The sequence below is a fragment of the Caulobacter sp. FV1ye13L genome (assembly GCF_058681155.1).
Window position 1 is genome coordinate 768186 of the sequence record NZ_CM178732.1, and the last position, 15999, is coordinate 784184.

The following is a 15999-nucleotide window of genomic DNA, read 5'->3' on the forward strand; positions in this document are numbered from 1 at the left end:
CCGCTCAACGGGAGCCCGGGCGCAGAGTTTCCTGATCCAGGAAAGCCCCGATCCAGCCGCCCACGCGCAAACGGTCGTTGGGCGCGGCCAAGGTGGCGATCGCAGCGTCAGCTTGCGCGTCGGTATAGCGGGTCCCGCGCCGGGCCTCGATCAGGGCCGCCGCATAGGCCGGGTCGAACTCGGGGTGGAACTGCATGGATATGGCCCCCTTTTTCCGCCCGGGCGCGTCGTCATAAGACAGCAGGCCATAGGGCGTAAAAGCGCTGCCGCCGATCACTGTGGCGGAGGGCGGCAGGGTCACCACCTGATCCTGGTGAGAGGCGGGAATGGCGACGCTGTCGGCGTCGGTCCAGCCCTGTGGCCGCGCGACGGCGTAGCGGTGCAGGCCCACGCCCCAGCCCTTGTCGGACTTGACCACCTGGCCGCCGAAGGCCTGGGCCATGATCTGATGGCCAAAACACACCCCGACCAGCGCCGCCTGCCCCCTGGCGGCGCGCAGAAAGTCCGACAGCGGCGCGATCCACGGCAGGTCGTCATAGACCCCAGCCGACGAACCCGTGATGAGATAGGCGTCGTGCTGCTCCGGCGCGCCGGGCAGCTGGCCGGCCTGGACGTCATAGGTCGCATAGGCGTGATCAGGGCCCAGCAGGGTCTGGAACATGCCGCCATAGCGGCCGAAGGCCGGCTGAAGCGACTCCGGCGGCGCGCCGGTCTCCAGCAGACCGATCCGCATCAGTAGACCATGCCTTGGGCCACAGCCTTCAGGCGCTCAATGGCGCTGAACTTGTCCTCGATGAAGTCCTGATCGATCCACCAGATCTCGATCTCGCGCATCACCTCGCCCACCATCGGCCCCTTGGGCACGCCGGCCTGCATCACCTCTTCGCCCGACAGCGGGAAGGGCGGCGGCGTCCAGGTCTCGGCCATGGCCAGCAGGCCCCGCCACTGCGGCGCTGTGACCGGACGGCCAGAGCCGGCCCAGGCCAGCTTGATGCGGTCGCAGAAGGTGCGCACGCCCAGGGCGTAGATCGAACGGCGGGCCTCGCGCGGGCTCATCCAGCTGACGATGCGCGGGTTCTTGCCCACGGCGTCGACCAGGCGGTCCCTGACATTGTTGGGCAGGCGCAGGCGCTCGGACATCTGCTCGGCGACCTGGGGATCATCGGGGATCAGCGAGGCCAGACGCAGATCGGGATTGTTCTCGAACAGCTGCTCGGTCTCGATGGCCACCAGGCTGTCGAAGCGGGCCAGGGATTTGACGAACGGCAGGATCGAGCCCAGCACGCCGGTGGCCGCCATCAGCCGCAGGGCCGGGCGCGGGTCTTCCGACGTCAGCAGCTTCATGATCTCTTTTTGCGTGCGCTCGGCGGCGCGGCCCGAGACCATGCCCTTGAGCGCCTTGCAGGCCGCCAGGGCTTTCTGGTCGGGCTCGCCCCGGCCGTACCAGGCCTGGAACCGGAAGAAGCGCAGGATGCGCAGATAGTCCTCGCGGATACGGGTCATGGGATCGCCCACGAACACCACCCGCCCCTCGCGCGCGTCGTTCACGCCCTCGCCGGTCGGATCGTAAAGCCGGCCCTCGGGATCGACATACAGGGCGTTGAAGCGGAAATCGCGACGCTCGGCGTCCTGGCCCCAGTCCTGGCTGAACGCAACCGTGGCGCGGCGACCGTCGGTGGAGACATCGCGGCGCAGGGTGGTGATCTCATAGGGCTTGCCGCCCGAGATGGCCGTGACGGTGCCGTGATCCACGCCGGTCGGGATCGCCCGCAGGCCGGCATGGGCCAGGGCGTCGATGACCTGGTCCGGGGTCAGGGTGGTGGCGATGTCGATATCGTCGATGGGCTTGCCCATCAGGGTGTTGCGCACACAGCCGCCGACGAATCGCGCGCAGCCGGCAAAGCCGCGCTCCTCCAGGGCCGCGATCACGGCTTGGGTCTCGGGCAAGGCCATCCACGGCGCTATGCCGATCGATTCAGTGTTCAAGCAACACACTCCTACGCAATCAACGCCCCCCCAAAGAGCAAGGCGGCATTGTTAGGCACGAAGCGCGACGGCCGCTATGGGCGATCCGCCCTAACCCGGGATTTGATCTGTGGATTCATCATGCAGGCGCTCATACAGGGCCCGCAACATCCCGGCCGTCGCGCCCCAGATGAAGCGGTCGTTCCACGGCATGGCGTAGAAGTTGCGCCGCTCGCCGCTGGGCGTCACCCGGTGCTGGCGCTCGTGATTGGTCGGATCCATCAGGAAGTCGAACGGCGTCTCGAACACGTCGGCCACCTCTGCGGGGCTGGCGACGAATTCGGCGGCCGGATCGATGAAGCCGATCACGGGCGTGACATGAAAGCCGGTCACCGTCTGATAGCCGTGCAGCAGGCCCGACAGGGTGACGAACCTGGGATCCAGCCCCACCTCTTCCTGGGCCTCGCGCAGGGCCGTGACCCACGGCGTCTCGCCCGGATCGCAGCGCCCGCCGGGAAAGGCGATCTGGCCGGTGTGGCTGCGCATGGTGTCGGACCGACGGGTCAGCAGCACGGTCAGCCCGTCCTCGCGCTCCACCAGCCCCACCAGCACGGCGGCGGGGCGCAGGGCGTGGGGATTGTCGAAGGTCAGGCCGGGATTGAGGTCGAAGTCCGAGCGGACCGGATCGGCCAGGCTGGGATTATAGTGTTCGATGGGGTCCAGCCGGCTGGTGATCCAGTCGCGGCGTTCCTGCGGCGTCATGCGCCGACCGTCCCGGCCGGCGCGATCGGGAACCAGGCGCCGTTCGAGGTGATCCCGAACACCGCGCCGTCCGCCGTCTCGCGCGGGGTCGCCATCTCGGCCAGCTCATAGAACACCGGCCGGGCGATCAGCGCCTCCAGCCCCCGCCGCACATGCAGATAGGGTCGTGGCTCGCCGGTGGCCGGATCGATCTCGACCCGGATGATGTTGTCTGGCCCTGCCTCGACCACGTCACCGACATTGGTCTCGAAGCGCAGGGTGTCGCCCACCCGGTCCACGCGGACGGCTATGAAGGGCGCGTCCTCGACCGTGATCTTCATCTTCTCGGCGGGGGTGACCAGATGGTAGCCGTCGGGATCCAGCCGCAGCACGGTCGAGAACAGACGCACCAGGGCCTCGCGGCCGATCGGCGTGCCCTCGTGGAACCACACCCCGTCCTTGCGGATGCGAATGTCGATCTCGCCGCAATGGGCCGGATGCCACAGATGGACCGGCGGCAGGCCGCGCTCGCCGGAGGCCTTGGCGGCGGCGGCGACGCCTTCCAGTCCGGGTTTGCCTGCGTCTGTCGTTGGAGCATCGACGGTCATGGCCTTCAGGTAGGCCATGCCGCCGCCCTGCTCAAGCGACGCAACGTCTCAGGCGACCGCGACCTTACCCGAAAGGCCTTCGTCGCCGCCCTCGACCATGGCCTTGAGCAGCACGCGGCGCTGATCGACAGGCCCCGGCATGGCGATCCCCGCCGTGTGCGCGGCCGAGAAGCCGGCGCGGGTGAAATAGGGCGCGTCGCCGACCAGCAGCACGGCTTTCCAGCCGGCGGCCCGGGCGGCCTCGCAGGCGTGCTCCACCAGGGTCTGGCCCAGGCCCACGCTGCGCTCGTCGGGATCGACGGCCAGAGGGCCCAGGAAGGCGACCGCCGCGCCGCCGATGGTCACCGGCCACATCCGCACGCAACCCACCGGGCGGCCCTCGCGCATCGCGACAAACGAGCAGTCGGCCAGCAGGCGGTTGCCCTCGCGCAGCCGCTCGGAAACCTTGGCGAAGCGGCCGGGGCCAAACACCCGGTCGATCAGGGCGGTGACAGGCGTTTCCAGGGCGGGCGTCTCAAGGACGAGCGCGGGAGCGGAAACGGCGGAACTGGGAGCAAGGGAAATGGAGGTCATCAGCCTTCGGAATGCGAAAGGTCGTCGGGGGGCTCCCGACGCCAGGCGCGGGAGGGCTTCAGATCGTGGCGCTATCGCGCGTCATTCGTCGCAGGCGCATGGCCGGACCTCCCAAGCCTCAAGGGCATGAACTTGCGGGCGCTGTAGGGCCAAGCCTCTTGCAGGTCAATAACGTTGCGGCGGGGCCAAGCGCCAGTATGGTGCGGCGCAATGTCTGACATCCCCGCCCCGGCCGAAGACCCGTCTCCCGACACCTCTACCCGCGCCCTGTTGCGGGAGCGTGACTTCATGCTGTTCTGGGCCCTGCGGTTCATCTCGACCCTGGGCGTGCAGATCCAGTCGGTGGCCCTGGGCTGGCAGGTCTACGCCATCGCCCGCGAGACGCGGTCCGTCGGCGAGTCGGCCTTCCTGGTCAGCATGATCGGCCTCGCCCAGTTCCTGCCGCTGCTGGCCCTGACCCTGATCGCCGGCGAGACCGCCGACCGCCGCACCCGAAAATTCATCGTCGCCATCAGCCTGGCCGTCGACGCCGTCAGCGCCAGCGTGCTGCTGCTCCTGGCCTTGAGCGGCTCGCATGCCCTGTGGCCGGTGTTCGCCGTCTCGGTAATGTTCGGGGCCAGCCGCGCCTTCCTGTCGCCGGCCAGCAGCGCCCTGGGACCCATGCTGGTGCCGCGCCCCCTGCTGCCCCGCGCCATCGCCTGGAACTCGCTGGCCTGGCAGAGCGCTTCGATCATCGGTCCGGCCATCGGCGGCCTGCTGCTGATCCATTCCCCGTCCCTGGCCTTCGGCGCGGCGCTGGGCCTCTATCTGGCCGCCGCGATCATGGCCCTGATGATCCGCCAGAACACCAGGCCCGAAACCCAGCCCGGCTCGCGGCTGGCCCTGATCAAGGAGGGGCTCTCCTATGTGTGGAACAACAAGATCGTGTTCGGCTCGATCTCGCTGGACCTGTTCGCGGTGATCCTGGGCGGGGCCACGGCCCTGCTGCCGGTGTTCGCCAAGGACGTGCTGCATGTGGGGCCGGCGGGCTTTGGCATCCTGCGCGCCGCGCCGGCCATCGGCGCGACGATCGTGGCGATCTATTTGGCCAGCAACCCGATCCGCAGCAAGGCCGGCCCGATCATGTTCGCCGGGGTGGCAGTGTTCGGCGCCGCCACGGTGGTCTTTGGTCTCTCGCAGGTGATGTGGCTTTCGGTCGGGGCCCTGGCCCTGCTGGGCGGGGCCGACATGCTCAGCGTCTATGTCCGCCAGACCCTGGTGCAGATCGTCACCCCCGACGCCATGCGCGGCCGCGTCGCCGCCGTCTCGGGCGTGTTCATCAGCGCCTCCAACGAACTGGGCGAGGCCGAGAGCGGCGTCGCGGCCTGGTTCATGGGCCCGGTCGGGGCGGCGGTGTTCGGCGGGATCGGCGCGCTGGGCGTCACGGGCCTGTGGGCCTGGCTGTTCCCGGAACTGCGGAAAGCCGACCGGCTGGATTGAAGGCGGCATTGCCGAATCTTCTTTCCAAAGCCTCGCAAGGCGGCCATGAATGTTGCTCATTTGTTCATGGTGAATACATGTCCGGCAACGCACCCAGCAAACAGGTCGATGTGGGTCCCTGCCCCTTCTGCGGCGTCGTCATTTGCGGGCTTGCCCGCGCCGTCGGCGTTACGCCTGAAGACCGCGATACCTCCGGAGACGCCGTCATCTGCCACGGCTGCGGCTGCATCGCCGTCTGCGTACCGGGCGACGTGAAGCGATTGCGGCGCCCGACCGATCAGGAACGGTCGGAAATCGTCCAGGACCCTGCCGTCGGGATCGTGATCCGCTCGGTTTGGGCTCGCATTGCTGAATACGAGGCCGAGCGGGCCAGGCGGCCGACCTTGAACTGAGGTGTCAGATCCCCGCCAGCTTGCGCAGGGCGTCGCCGGTCATCCGCCGGATGATCCATTCGTCCAGCGCCGCAGCGCCCAGGCTGTCATAGAAGGCGATGGACGGCGCGTTCCAGTCCAGCACCGACCATTCCAGTCGGCCCAGATTCTCGTCCAGGCAACGCCGGGCCAGATTGGCCAGCAGGGCCTTGCCCGCGCCGGAACCTCGCGCCTCGGGCCGTACGAACAGGTCTTCCAGATAGATCCCGTGCCGCCCGACAAAGGTCGAGAAATTGTAGAACCACAGGGCAAACCCCACCGGTTCACCGTCGATCTGCGCGATGTCGCAGAACGCCCGAGGGTTTTCGCCAAACAGCGCCGCCGTCACTTGGCCTTCCGTCGCCTCCACCGAATCCAGCAGCTTTTCATACTCGGCCAGATCGCGGATGAACTGCAGGATCAGGGCGCTGTCAGCGGCGACGGCAGGGCGGATGGTGACGTTCCCGGAGGGTGAAGGCATGGCGGTCTCTGCACATGATCCCTCTCCCAGAGGGAGAGGGCGGGGCCCGCGCTGAAAGCGTGGGAGGGTGAGGGGTTTGGACGGTGGACGGCGTGCCGGCGCGCCGGTTGCCGGCGTAACCCCTCACCTCCCACCGCTGCGCGGCGGGTCCCTCCTCTCCCTCTGGGAGAGGCTTGATTGACCCTCAGCCGATCTTCACCCCCGGCGGCGGAACGCTGTCCTCCGGCACGAAGAAGTCCGGCATCAGGGTGGCGGTCGGGTCGACGGCATAGGGCGTGAAGTCGGTGACCCCCTGCTCGTACAGGAAGCTGTCGTCGATCAGGAAGTTGCCCGAGAATTCGCGCGATGGCTTGCCGAAGATCGCATGAGCGGCATCAGCCATGATCTCGACCTTGCGGCAGTGGCGCAGGCCTTCCTCGCCGGTCAGGGCGAACTGGATGGCGGCGGTGGCGATGCCGGTGCGCGGCCAAAGGGCGTTGAAGGCGATGCCGTCGGCGCGGAACTCCTCGGCCATGCCCAGCACGCACAGGCTCATATTGTACTTGGCCATCGAATAGGCGACGTGCGGCGCAAACCAGCGGGGCTTCATGTCCAGCGGCGGCGACAGCATCAGCACGTGAGGGTTTTCGGCCTTTTTCAGATGCGGGATACAGGCCTTGGAGACCAGGAAGGTGCCGCGCCCGTTGACCTGATGCATCAGGTCGTAGCGCTTCATCTCGGTCGACAGGGTGCCGGTGATCGAGATGGCCGAGGCGTTGTTGACGCAGATGTCGATGCCGCCGAACGTGGCGACGGCCTTCTCGACCGCCTCATAGACGCTGGCTTCCTCGCGCACGTCGACGATCAGCGGCAGGGCCTTGCCGCCTGCGGCCTCGATCTCGGCGGCGGCTGAATAGATGGTGCCCGGCAGCTTGGGATGGGCCTCGGCGGTCTTGGCGGCGATGACGATATTGGCTCCGTCACGCGCCGCCCGCAGGGCGATGGCCAGGCCGATGCCGCGAGAGGCCCCGGTCACGAACAGGGTCTTGTTCTTCAGGCTCATGCGGGGTCTCCACGGGGTTTGAGCAGATCGACGGCGGCGGCCACGAAGCCGAGAATGAAGGCCAGCTTGGCCACGTGCGCGATCGGACCCTGATCCTTCAGGACCAGGCCCGCAAGGCCGATGACGAGGGCGGCGATCCACAGGCCGGCGGCGATGCGGAAGGCCCCCCTGGCCCGCAGCAGATCCACGCCCCAGACGGCCATGCCGATCGACCAGACGCTGGACGCGATCATGTAGGACGCCTCGCCAAAGATGGCGGCAGACGAGGTCCGCACCAGCAGCACGCCCAGCAGGGCCAGGACGAAGCCGACCAGGGCGGCTGGGCCGGCTGAACGTCCGCTCACGGAGCGAACGCCCAGCATGCCGAAGATCAGCAGCAGATCGATGGCCACATAGACGAGGTGCGGCCAGGGCTGTGCGAGGCGCGGATAGATCAGGAACGGCGCCAGAACATCGATGGCCGCGCCCAGAATCGTGGCGCCCCCGGCCAGCCGCAGGACGGAACGGCTCTCCATCAGGCGCCGGCCCCCGTCGTTTCCACCGACAGCGCCCACAGGCGCTCGGCCGCCTCGGGGTCGAGGGCGTGCGGCAGGACGCCGGCCCAGGGCTTGTCCTTGGTCCAGGGTTCGGCCTGGGCGAGGTCTTCCAGATAGAGCCCGCCGACGCCTTCCAGCTCGTCGCCGACGGCGGCCCAGACGCTGGTCGAGGCGCCCTCTTCCGTCGTCTTGAAGCCGTCGCGAACCTTGCCGTTCTCGTCGATCCAGCCCAGGGCGATCTGTTCCTCGATCGGCAGGTGGCGCTGCAGCGGGGTCATGATCCCGCCCGGCATCACGGCGTTGGCGGTGACGCCCTGATCCTTGAAGCGCTTGTTGAAGCCGACCGCGAACAGGGCGTTGGCGGTCTTGGCATGGCCGTAGCTTTCCCACTTGTCGTAGGCGCGGGTCTTGTAGTGCGGGTCATCGAAGTTGAAGCCCGCCCGGCGATGGCCGATCGATGACAGCGAGACCAGCCGCGAGCTCTTGCCCGACTGTTTGGCGCCGGCGATCAGGTTCGGGGCCAGCAGCACCGACAGCAGGAAGTGGCCGAAATGGTTGGTGCCGACCTGCATCTCCAGCCCGTCCTCGGTATAGGTCAGGGGGCTGGCCATCACGCCGGCGTTGTTGATCAGGATGTTCAGCGGCTTGTCGCCCCAGCGCTCGGCGAAGGCGCGGATCGACTTGAAGCTGGACAGGTCCAGCATCGACCACGACGCCTTGGCCCCTTTGGCGGTCTTGTTGACCTCGGCGACAGCGGCTTCGGCCAGCTCCGGCTTGCGGACGGCGATGATCACTTCTGCGCCGGCCTCGGCCAGGGCGCGGGCGGTCTCGACGCCGATGCCGGTGGCGGCGCCGGTGACGATGGCGACCTTGCCGGTCAGGTCATGGCCGGCGACCACGTCGCGGGCCGGGGTATAGGGCGAAAAGCCCGAGGTGATGCGGTCGGCCATGTCGTTCTCTCCCGTTATGTCGTTGTTTTTGAACGCACTCGTATAAATTTCTTGTCATCCCGGAAGCCTCGTAGAGGCTGTCCGGGACCCAGGGGCAACTGCAGTGCAGCGGCCCCTGGGTCCCGGCTCTTCGCTTCGCTGCGGCCGGGATGACAAGCTTTATGAGGCTTACGCGACCTTGCTGAAGTCGGCCGGCCGCCGCTCGGCGAAGGCCATGAAGGCCTCGCGGGCTTCGGCGGTCTGCAGGCGTTCGGCGAACAGGGCGCCTTCGGTGTCCATCAGGGCGGCGATCTTCTCGGCGTCGCGCATCAGGCGCTTGGTGGTGGTCAGGGCCCCCAGCGGTCGCTTGGCCAGCTGGTCGGCCGAAGCGCGGGCCCGGGCGCGAAGCTCGTCCAGCGGAACCACCGCGTTCGACAGCCCCCAGGCGGCGGCGGTCGTGCCGTCCACGGCTTCGCCCAGGGCGAACATGGCATAGGCGCGGGCATGGCCGATGCGGGCCGGCAGCAGCCAGCTGGAGGCGGCTTCCGGCACCAGGGCCAGGTTGACGAAGGGCGTGGTCAGGCGCGCGTCAGGGCTGGTGAACACCAGGTCGCAGTGCAGCAGCATGGTGGTGCCCACGCCGACGGCCTGGCCATGCACGGCGGCGACCAGCGGCCGGGTGGCGTTGGCCAGCGCCTTGAGGAACCGCCCCACATGCCGCTCGCCGCTGAAGCCGCCCGTGGCCTGGGCGGTGAAGTCGGCCAGGTCATTGCCGGCCGTGAAGGCGTCGCCATCGGCCTGGAACACCACCACCCGCACGGCGGGGTCGGTCTCGGCCTGCTCCAGGCTGTCGGCCAGCACCCCGTACATGGCGTTGCTGAGGGCGTTCTTCTTTTCCGGACGCGACAGGGTGATGGTCATCACGCCGGCGTCGATCTGAACTTTCACATGCTCGGTCATGCGGCGTCTCCTTTGGGGAACTTGGTTTGCAGGCTCATCAGCCAGCGGGCGATCACGGCGATCTCGTCGTCCGAGAAGCCCTCGGTCAGGTTGGCGTTGATGCTGTCGAGGCCGCCCTTGGCGTACTGGCGCGCCGTGCGGCCCTTTTCGGTCAGGTACAGCCGCATGGCGCGGCCGTCGGCCGGGTCGGGGCGGCGCTCGACCAGATCCACCCGGGTCATGCGGTCGATCAGGCCGGTCATGGCCGAGGGGGCCAGGTCCAGCGCCTCGGCCGCCTCGCCGATCAGGGCGCCGTCGCGCTGGCCCAGAAAGAACAGCACGCCGGAATGGGCCGCCGTCAGCCCGCCCTTGGCCGCCATCGCCGCCTCGATCCAGCGCTGAACGCGCCGGTTGCCGGCGTTGAGCAGGAAGACGAGACGGCGATCAGGCGGCACGGGCATTGGGCGACGCTAATACTTCGCGCACGAAATATCAAACGGTTGTTTCGACGACCTCCACGGCGCCGTACCAGGCCACGCCCTCCGCGTCGGTGTCGCGGCGGACCACGCCCCGATGCATCAGGCAGTTCAGGTGGGCCAGGGCCTCGCCCGTCGCCATACCGAGCAGATCGGGACCGATCGGCCGGGCGAACAGGGCCCCGAAGGTGTCGACCGCGCGCCGGGGTTCGACCAGCTTCTTTTCCAGCCGCGCCAAGCCCCGCTCGTGGCCCGCGATCAGGTTATCGATCCGCGCATGCAGGCCGTGGAACGGATCATTGTGGGCCGGCAGCACCAGCACGCTGTCGGGAACCACCGCCTTGACCTTGGCCAGCGAGGTCAGCCAGTCGCTCAGGGGATCGGCTTCGGGTTCGGTGGGAAACACCGAGACATTGGACGAGATGCGCGGCAGCACCTGGTCGCCGCTGATCAGCACGTCCAGCTCCGGACACCACAGGCAGGCATGATCGGGCGAATGGCCCTGCCCGGTCACGACGCGCCAGGTGCGGCCACCGATGTCGAAATCCTCGCCGTCGCTGAGGCGGCGATAGCTGTCGGGCAGGGCGTAGATCGCCTTTCCAAAGCCACCGAAGCGGGCCTTGTAGTTCTCGATGGCGTCCTCGTCCCAGCCGGCGGCCTTGAAGAACCGCACGCCATCCTCGGGCGCCTCGCGGCCAGTGTCGGCCACCAGCATCCGGCACTGGAAATACTCCAGGCGGGTCATCCACAGCCGGCAGTCGAACTTGCGCACGATCCAGCCGGCCAGGCCCACATGGTCGGGGTGCAGGTGGGTGCAGATCACCCGGGTGATCGGCTTGCCGCCCAGCACGCCGGCGAAGGCGGCCCGCCAGGCCTGGCTGGTCTCCTTGGTCTGCAGGCCCGTATCGACGATGGCCCAGCCCTCGCCGTCGGCTAGGGCCCAGACATTGATGAATTGCAGCGAGCCGCCCAGCGGCTGCCTCAGCCACAAAACGCCCGGCGCCACCTCGACGGCCTGGCCGGTTCCCTGCTCAGGCACGGTCTCGAACGGGTAGACCAGCCGGGGCCTACGGGGCTGCGTCTCATCCTCTTCCAGTCCGTCGCGCATCTGTCGTCCCTTCCCGCCATGTTTTCGCTCACGTGGGAGGACATCTTGACCCCCAACGCAAGGGCGCGCTTATGTCCGCGCGAGGAATCCACCCAGGAGATGTTTCCCATGAGGCCATTCGCGATCGGCTTGGTTGCCGCCCTCGCGCTCGGTGCGCTCGTGCCGGCCGCCGTCATTTCGGCGCCGAAAGAGAGCAAGGACAAGCCAAAGATTGACGCCAAGGCGCGTGAAGCGGGCATGAAAGACGCCCCCGCGCTCATGCAGGCCGTCAATACCGGCTGCACCGTCACCGACGCCCGCCTGATCGGCGCGGACAAGAAAACCGCGAGCACCTATTACGAGGTCGCCTGCCAGGACAGCATCGGCTTTGCGCTGATCGCCAAGAAGGACACCCCGCCGCAGGTGTTCACCTGCCTGGAAGCCAACGCGCCGGCCGCTGACGGCAATCCCAGCGCCCTGGCCTGCCTTCTGCCCGGCAACGCCGACCCCAAGGCCGGCATGAAGCCGTTCGTCAGCAAGGGCGGCGTGGCCTGCGACATCGAAAACGCTCGCGCCATCGGCTCGGGCGCCAAGAAGTCGTACTTCGAAATCGCCTGCAAGGGCGGCACGGGCTACATCCTGCAGACCAGCGCCCCGGCCAATGCGGCTGACGAAGTGGTCGCCAGCAGCTGCCTGCTGTACGAAGACGGCGCCAATGTCAGCTGCAAGCTGACCGACAAGGCCGCCCAACTGGCCATCGTCGACACCCTGACCGCCGCGTCGGGCAAGACCTGCCAGGTGAAGGACAAGCGTTACGTCCTGAGCACCAAGACCGACAACTACTTCGAAGTCGCCTGCGCCGACGGTAAGGGCTACATGCTGCAGCAGACGGCGGCCGGCGGGGCTCTGGCCCGCACCATCGACTGCGCCCAGGCCGCCTTTGTCGGCGGCGGCTGCACCCTGACCGATTCGGTCGCGGCCCAGACCGAGCAGGCCGGCCTCTACAGCAAGCTGTCGACCAAGGGCGGCTTCAACTGCGATGTCGAAAAGTACGGCATGCTGCCCAGCGCCGACCCCAAAAAGGAAATCGTCGAGCTGAAGTGCAAGAACCGTCCGGACGGCGCGATCGCCATCTTCTCGACCGGACCGGCCGTCATCTATGACTGCCTGTTCGCCGAGATGAACGGCTATCGCTGCAGCTTCTCCAAGCAGGACACGATGTTCCCGCGCCTGTCGGCCGATCTCAAGGCCTTTGGCAAGGGCTCGTGCGAGGTCTCCGGCGTCCGCCTGGTCGGTCGCAACGAGACCGAAGGCTATTTCGAAGTCGCCTGCTCGGACGGTCTGCCCGGCTGGGTGATGAGCTATCCGGTCAACACGCCCAATCCGAAGTCCAAGGAAATCCTCGCCTGCTCGCAGGCCAAGGGCATCGGCGGTGGCTGCAAGCTGCCGACCAACGTCAAGAAGAGCTGATCGGGTCGCAAGCCTGAAACAGCAAGCCCGCCGGGAGCGATCCCGGCGGGCTTTTTTGTTGTCCGAAGTCCGGCCCCGAAGTCCGGCAAAGCCCCCTCAGCGCAGGCTCATCACCTCGTCGAGGGCCAGCTTGGTCTTGGCGTGGGCCGGGACGGTGGCATCCTGCGCCGGGTGGCCAACCACCAACAGGATGTAGGGCTTTTCATGGTCCGGCCGCCCGAGCGCCGTGTTGAGAAAGCCCATCGGGCTGGGCGTGTGGGTCAGGGTCGCCAGACCCGCCTCGTTGAGCGCCGCGATCAGGAAGCCCGTCGCAATGCCTACCGATTCGGGCACGTAATAGTGCTTGATCTTGCCGCCCGTCGCGTCGACGCCGTGCCGCTGGCCGAAGATGGCGATCAGCCAGGGCGCCGTTTCAAGGAACGGCTTGTCGGCGTCTGTGCCCAGGGGCGTGAGGGCGTCGAGCCAGGCCTCCCCGGCCCGGCCGGCGTAGAATTCCCGCTCTTCGGCCTCGGCCGCAGCCCGAAGTTCCGTCCGCAAAGGCCCCGGCCCAATCAGGACAAATCGCCAGGGCTGCTGGTTGGCGCCGCTGGGCGCTGTCGCCGCCGCCGCGATACAGCGTTCGACCACCGCCCGCGGCACGGGACGGTCGCTGAAGGCGCGGATGGTGTGACGGCGGCGAAGCCGGGCCAGGGCCGCCTCCGCACGCTCCAGCATCTGCTCGTCGGTCAGCTCCCAGCGATCCGGCAGGGGCAGATGGTCGGGCTGGGTGGTCATGGCTCGCCTATTTCATCGCCGCTTCGATGAAGTGCGGTCCCGGCGTCGTCATCGCCCGCGCCATGGCCGCATCGAAAGCTTCAGCCGTCTCGACCCGCTCGGCGGGCATGCCCAGGCCGCTGGCCAGAGCCACCCAGTCGATCCGGGGATCGCCCAGGTCAAGCAGCCGCGAAGCCTTGGGGCCGGGCTCGCCACCGCCGGTGCGGCCCATCTCGATGCCCAGGATGCGATAGGCCCCGTTGGCGAAGATCACCACGGTGACGTCCAGCTTCTCGCGCGCGATCGTCCACAGGCCCTGCACCGTGTACATGCCCGCGCCGTCACCGTTTAGGCTCAGCACCTTGCGATCCGGGCAGGCCACCGCGGCGCCGAGCGCAACCGGAATGCCCTGGCCGATGGCCCCGCCGGTCAGGCTCAGCCAGTCATGGGCGCGGGCATTGCGGGTCTGGGTGAAGATCGGCAGGCCGGCGGTCACCGCGTCGTCGGAAATGATCCCGCCGGTCGGCATGTGCCGGGCGATCGAGGCCCCCATGGCCCAGGCGTCGAACTTGGCCCCCGGAGCGGCCGGCTCGATATAGGCCTCGACCGCGCCGTGGGCCGGTGCGCCCAGGGCGTCAGCCAGGGCGTTCAGCGCGGCAGGCGCATCGACCTCGCGACCGCACAGGGTCTCCAATGCGCAGCCGTCCGGAACCAGCACGCTGGGGCGGTCGGGATAGGCGAAGAAGGCCACCGGCTGGCTGGTCCCGGCCAGCACGATCAGATCAACGCCGGTCAGGTCCTTCAGGGCCTGCTCGCCGAAATACATCATCTTGTCGGGTCTGAACCGGCCCTCGCCCCGTGACTGTCGGGCGGTGAAGGTGTCGGTCAGCACACGGACGCCCGCAGCGGCCAGGCGTCCGGCGGCGGCGATCCCCGCCTCGCCGCAGCCACTGGAGCCCAGCAGGATGGTCGGCTTGGCCGCCGCCTTGATCGCGGCGGCGACGGCAGCGACCGCGGCGGCGTCAGGCGCGGCCGGACGTGGAGCCTGGATCACCGGCCCGGCGGCGTTGGTCTCGTTCCAGGCGCTGTCGGCGGGCAGGATCAGACAGGCATTGCCGCCCGGCGCGCCGAAGCTAGCGGCCACGGCCTCGGCGGCCAGGGCGCCGACCTGGTCGGCGCTCTCGGCCGACTTGACCCAGATCGAGTTGGGCGCGGCCAGGGCGGCGATGTCGGAATTGAGCGGCGCGTCGTACTGGCGGTGATCGGTGGCGTGGTCGCCGATCACATTGACGATCGGCGTATAGGCTCGCCTGGCGTTATGGAGATTGGCCGCGCCATTGGCGTAGCCGGGACCCAGGTGCAGCAGGGTGCAGGCGGGCTTGCCGACCATGCGGCCATAGCCGTCGGCCGCGCCGGTGGCGACCCCCTCGAACAGGCACAGGATCGAGCGCATGCGGGGCTCGCGGTCCAGGGCCGCGACGAACTGCATCTCGCTGGTGCCGGGATTGGCGAAACAGGCGGTGACGCCGTTATCGGCCAGGGTGGTGATCAGGGCGTCCGCGCCGTTCATGGTCTTCTCCGTACCGTGTTCCTTTCCTTCCAACATTTCGGGCGGCGCGCCAACGGTGGTTGCGCATCACCTACAAGCTGAAGCAGTCTGAACGCGCCGAAGCCTCGCCACAGAACGAGCCGGCAGGGGGACGACCATGATGCAATCCACCACTCTGGCCCGCTGGGTGCTGATCGCCTCGATCCTGGCCGGGATCAGCTATGTCTTCGCCTGGGGCCTGGGCCTGCCGCAGGCCGCAGAACTCACCTGGAAGGGCCTGGGCGTCAGCCTGCTGGCCGTCTATGCGGCCCTCAAGGCGCGCGATCTGGACGGCTGGCTGCTGGTCGCGGTGATGGCGTTCGGCGCGCTGGGCGACGTGCTGCTGGGCGCCATGGGGCTGACCGTCGGGGCCCTGGCCTTTCTGGCCGGACACCTGATCGCCATCGGCCTCTATCTGCGCAATCGCCGGCCGAGCCTGTCGCGCAGCCAGCTGGCCCTGGCCATCGTGCTGGTTCCCGCCACCGTCACCATCGCCTGGCTGCTGCCTGCCGACCGGGCCGGCGCGCCGGGCGTGGCCTTCTACGCCCTGGGCCTGTCGCTGATGGCCGCCACCGCCTGGACCAGCCGCTTTCACCGCTTTCGCGTCGGGATCGGCGCGGTGATGTTCGTGGTCTCCGACCTGCTGATCTTCGCGCGGTCGGGACCGCTGCCGGACAATTTCCTGACCGGGCTGGGCGTGTGGGGGCTGTACTATTTCGGGCAGCTGCTGATCTGCGTGGGGGTGGTGCACGGGCTGAACCCTTCTCCCCTTGCGGGAGAAGGTGGCCTGCAAAGCAGGTCGGATGAGGGGTCTCACCGCGCTGCCCGCTAAGGCCGCAAGAGTAACGTCCCATCTCCCGATCGACCCCTCATCCGTCGGCTGCGCCGACACCTTCTCCCGCAGGGGGAGAAGGGAGGGTCA

18 protein-coding genes are annotated in these 15999 nt (G+C 68.2%); 4 read left to right on the top strand and 14 right to left on the bottom strand.

The genetic code is table 11. The annotated features are described in order from the left end of the window. Positions 1-4 precede the first annotated feature (4 nt). The 5 genes from ACW176_RS03460 to ACW176_RS03480 all read right to left on the bottom strand — a co-directional run bounded on the left by ACW176_RS03460 (position 5) and on the right by ACW176_RS03480 (position 3887). On the bottom strand, positions 5-733 hold the full coding sequence (locus ACW176_RS03460) for a glutamine amidotransferase-related protein (protein ID WP_492110897.1): 729 nt from the start codon (positions 731-733) through the stop codon (positions 5-7). Then, positions 733-1986: a CCA tRNA nucleotidyltransferase gene (locus ACW176_RS03465; RefSeq protein ID WP_492110898.1), complete on the bottom strand. Its 1254-nt coding sequence runs from the start codon at positions 1984-1986 to the stop codon at positions 733-735. The genes ACW176_RS03460 and ACW176_RS03465 overlap by 1 nt, the downstream gene beginning before the upstream one ends. Before the next feature lie 90 nt (positions 1987-2076). Then, positions 2077-2727: a CoA pyrophosphatase gene (locus tag ACW176_RS03470; RefSeq protein ID WP_492110899.1), complete on the bottom strand. Its 651-nt coding sequence runs from the start codon at positions 2725-2727 to the stop codon at positions 2077-2079. Then, positions 2724-3314: a DUF1285 domain-containing protein gene (locus ACW176_RS03475; RefSeq protein WP_492111870.1), complete on the bottom strand. Its 591-nt coding sequence runs from the start codon at positions 3312-3314 to the stop codon at positions 2724-2726. Before ACW176_RS03475 ends, ACW176_RS03470 begins: the two co-directional genes overlap by 4 nt. 48 nt (positions 3315-3362) lie before the next feature. Next, positions 3363-3887 (bottom strand): GNAT family N-acetyltransferase, encoded by a 525-nt coding sequence (locus tag ACW176_RS03480; RefSeq protein WP_492110900.1) that lies wholly within the window; start codon positions 3885-3887, stop codon positions 3363-3365. A gap of 210 nt (positions 3888-4097) precedes the next feature. Between ACW176_RS03480 and ACW176_RS03485 the strand changes: the two genes are divergently transcribed. Then, a complete protein-coding gene (locus tag ACW176_RS03485) occupies positions 4098-5366 on the top strand; it encodes an MFS transporter (protein WP_492110901.1) in 1269 nt (422 codons plus the stop codon). An 8-nt stretch (positions 5367-5374) separates the two neighbouring features. Further along, a complete protein-coding gene (locus tag ACW176_RS03490; RefSeq protein ID WP_492110902.1) occupies positions 5375-5758 on the top strand; it encodes a hypothetical protein in 384 nt (127 codons plus the stop codon). A gap of 4 nt (positions 5759-5762) precedes the next feature. Here the strand turns inward: ACW176_RS03490 and ACW176_RS03495 are convergent, their stop codons facing one another. The 7 genes from ACW176_RS03495 to ACW176_RS03525 form a co-directional block, all read right to left on the bottom strand. Continuing rightward, positions 5763-6257: a GNAT family N-acetyltransferase gene (locus tag ACW176_RS03495; protein ID WP_492110903.1), complete on the bottom strand. Its 495-nt coding sequence runs from the start codon at positions 6255-6257 to the stop codon at positions 5763-5765. A 184-nt stretch (positions 6258-6441) separates the two neighbouring features. Then, on the bottom strand, positions 6442-7299 hold the full coding sequence (locus ACW176_RS03500; protein WP_492110904.1) for an SDR family oxidoreductase: 858 nt from the start codon (positions 7297-7299) through the stop codon (positions 6442-6444). After that, positions 7296-7814 (bottom strand): hypothetical protein, encoded by a 519-nt coding sequence (locus ACW176_RS03505; RefSeq protein WP_492110905.1) that lies wholly within the window; start codon positions 7812-7814, stop codon positions 7296-7298. The genes ACW176_RS03500 and ACW176_RS03505 overlap by 4 nt, the downstream gene beginning before the upstream one ends. Then, the gene (locus ACW176_RS03510) at positions 7814-8785 is read right to left on the bottom strand and encodes an SDR family NAD(P)-dependent oxidoreductase (RefSeq protein ID WP_492110906.1); all 972 of its coding nucleotides are present in this window, start codon (positions 8783-8785) and stop codon (positions 7814-7816) included. The genes ACW176_RS03505 and ACW176_RS03510 overlap by 1 nt, the downstream gene beginning before the upstream one ends. A 168-nt stretch (positions 8786-8953) precedes the next feature. Then, positions 8954-9724 (bottom strand): enoyl-CoA hydratase, encoded by a 771-nt coding sequence (locus ACW176_RS03515; protein ID WP_419318962.1) that lies wholly within the window; start codon positions 9722-9724, stop codon positions 8954-8956. After that, positions 9721-10164: a MarR family winged helix-turn-helix transcriptional regulator gene (locus ACW176_RS03520; protein WP_492110907.1), complete on the bottom strand. Its 444-nt coding sequence runs from the start codon at positions 10162-10164 to the stop codon at positions 9721-9723. The genes ACW176_RS03515 and ACW176_RS03520 overlap by 4 nt, the downstream gene beginning before the upstream one ends. Positions 10165-10195: 31 nt before the next feature. Further along, complete coding sequence (locus ACW176_RS03525; RefSeq protein WP_492056336.1) at positions 10196-11287, bottom strand: MBL fold metallo-hydrolase; 1092 nt, start codon at positions 11285-11287, stop codon at positions 10196-10198. 108 nt (positions 11288-11395) lie between these two features. On the opposite strand from ACW176_RS03525, the gene ACW176_RS03530 reads away from it, so the two are divergent. Further along, a complete protein-coding gene (locus tag ACW176_RS03530; RefSeq protein ID WP_492110908.1) occupies positions 11396-12736 on the top strand; it encodes a hypothetical protein in 1341 nt (446 codons plus the stop codon). A 96-nt stretch (positions 12737-12832) separates the two neighbouring features. Here ACW176_RS03530 and ACW176_RS03535 read toward each other — a convergent pair whose 3' ends face one another. Continuing rightward, positions 12833-13510, bottom strand: coding sequence for a nitroreductase family protein (locus tag ACW176_RS03535; RefSeq protein WP_419318966.1), 678 nt, complete (start codon positions 13508-13510; stop codon positions 12833-12835). 7 nt (positions 13511-13517) lie between these two features. Continuing rightward, positions 13518-15059, bottom strand: coding sequence for an acetolactate synthase large subunit (locus ACW176_RS03540; protein ID WP_492110909.1), 1542 nt, complete (start codon positions 15057-15059; stop codon positions 13518-13520). Positions 15060-15195: 136 nt separating this feature from the next. Between ACW176_RS03540 and ACW176_RS03545 the strand changes: the two genes are divergently transcribed. Next, positions 15196-15909, top strand: a complete 714-nt coding sequence (locus ACW176_RS03545; RefSeq protein ID WP_492110910.1) for a lysoplasmalogenase — start codon at positions 15196-15198, stop codon at positions 15907-15909. Positions 15910-15999: the final 90 nt, after the last annotated feature.

Coding starts and splice junctions, on each gene's coding strand:
- ACW176_RS03495 (WP_492110903.1), bottom strand. CDS start 6,257: ATGCCTTCACCCTCCGGGAACGTCACCATCCGCCCTGCCGTCGCCGCT.
- ACW176_RS03505 (WP_492110905.1), bottom strand. CDS start 7,814: ATGGAGAGCCGTTCCGTCCTGCGGCTGGCCGGGGGCGCCACGATTCTG.
- ACW176_RS03515 (WP_419318962.1), bottom strand. CDS start 9,724: ATGACCGAGCATGTGAAAGTTCAGATCGACGCCGGCGTGATGACCATC.
- ACW176_RS03475 (WP_492111870.1), bottom strand. CDS start 3,314: ATGACCGTCGATGCTCCAACGACAGACGCAGGCAAACCCGGACTGGAA.
- ACW176_RS03480 (WP_492110900.1), bottom strand. CDS start 3,887: ATGACCTCCATTTCCCTTGCTCCCAGTTCCGCCGTTTCCGCTCCCGCG.
- ACW176_RS03500 (WP_492110904.1), bottom strand. CDS start 7,299: ATGAGCCTGAAGAACAAGACCCTGTTCGTGACCGGGGCCTCTCGCGGC.
- ACW176_RS03460 (WP_492110897.1), bottom strand. CDS start 733: ATGCGGATCGGTCTGCTGGAGACCGGCGCGCCGCCGGAGTCGCTTCAG.
- ACW176_RS03525 (WP_492056336.1), bottom strand. CDS start 11,287: ATGCGCGACGGACTGGAAGAGGATGAGACGCAGCCCCGTAGGCCCCGG.
- ACW176_RS03545 (WP_492110910.1), top strand. CDS start 15,196: ATGATGCAATCCACCACTCTGGCCCGCTGGGTGCTGATCGCCTCGATC.
- ACW176_RS03530 (WP_492110908.1), top strand. CDS start 11,396: ATGAGGCCATTCGCGATCGGCTTGGTTGCCGCCCTCGCGCTCGGTGCG.
- ACW176_RS03535 (WP_419318966.1), bottom strand. CDS start 13,510: ATGACCACCCAGCCCGACCATCTGCCCCTGCCGGATCGCTGGGAGCTG.
- ACW176_RS03510 (WP_492110906.1), bottom strand. CDS start 8,785: ATGGCCGACCGCATCACCTCGGGCTTTTCGCCCTATACCCCGGCCCGC.
- ACW176_RS03470 (WP_492110899.1), bottom strand. CDS start 2,727: ATGACGCCGCAGGAACGCCGCGACTGGATCACCAGCCGGCTGGACCCC.
- ACW176_RS03540 (WP_492110909.1), bottom strand. CDS start 15,059: ATGAACGGCGCGGACGCCCTGATCACCACCCTGGCCGATAACGGCGTC.
- ACW176_RS03485 (WP_492110901.1), top strand. CDS start 4,098: ATGTCTGACATCCCCGCCCCGGCCGAAGACCCGTCTCCCGACACCTCT.
- ACW176_RS03520 (WP_492110907.1), bottom strand. CDS start 10,164: ATGCCCGTGCCGCCTGATCGCCGTCTCGTCTTCCTGCTCAACGCCGGC.